Annotated in this window: 1 protein-coding gene; it reads right to left on the reverse strand. The window is 63.8% G+C overall.

The window, feature by feature from the left end; genetic code table 11:
• Nucleotides 1-1,001: Ig-like domain-containing protein (locus API01S_RS28600; protein WP_156487210.1), on the reverse strand; the 1,001-nt coding region annotated here is incomplete at both ends.

A 1,001-nucleotide genomic window follows, 5' to 3' on the forward strand; every position in this document is an offset into this window, starting at 1 on the left:
GCCAAAACCTGGCCAGTAGCAGCCGTGTCTTCCGTGGTCGTCGTGGCGTAGTTGCCCGTCGCCGAATCGAAGGTCTGACCCGGAACAGCAGGGTCTACCGTCATCGGTGCATCGGGAACTGCCGTCACGGTGATACTGACCGTGGCCGTCTCATCGACCCCACCCGAGGTCACCGTGTAGGTGAAGCTGGTCGAGCCGTTGTAGTTGGCAGCGGGCGCGAAGTCGAGCGTGCCGTCGGCCTTGAGCGTGACCATCCCGTTCGCGACCGCCACCGGCGTACCGACCACGATGGCGTTGCCGTCAATCGCAGTGATGGTATGCCCGGCGTTCTCGAACGTGTCGTTGGCGTTGACGTTGATATTGACCGGCGTGTCCTCGTTGGTCGTGATCGTATCGTTGGCGATATCCACCACCGCCGACACCGTCACGCTGACCGTAGACGACGTCACATGGCCGGTGCCGTCGTCGATGCTGACGACGAAGCTGTCCGAGCCGTAGTAGTCGGCCGTCGGCGTGTAGGTGTACACGCCAGTTGTGGCATTGACGGTCACCGTGCCGTGCGTGGGCGCAGTGCCCACGCTGTAGGCCAGCGGATCGCCATCGCCATCCGTCGCCAAGACCTGGCCGGTAACGGCCGTGTCTTCGCTGGTGCTGGTGGCGTAGTTGCCGGTAGCAGAATCGAAGGTCTGGCCGGGAACAGCCGGATCCACCGTCATCGGCGCATCGGGCACCGATGTGACCATCACCGTCACCGTGGCCGTCTCGACCGCGCCGCCAGAGGTCACCGTATACGTGAAGCTGGTGGAACCGTTGTAGTTGGCAGTCGGCGTGAAGTCCAAGGTGCCATCGGCCCGCAACAGGACCGTGCCGTTGGCGACCGCGAGCGGCGCGCCGACGATGATCGCGTTGCCGTCGATGGCCGTGATGACGTGGCCTGCGTTCTCGAAGGTGTCGTTGGCGTTGACGTTGATGTTGACCGGCGTGTCCTCGTTGGTCGTGAT

The organism is Achromobacter piechaudii NBRC 102461 (assembly GCF_001571245.1).
GTDB classification, from domain to species: Bacteria; Pseudomonadota; Gammaproteobacteria; order Burkholderiales; family Burkholderiaceae_B; genus Achromobacter; species Achromobacter piechaudii.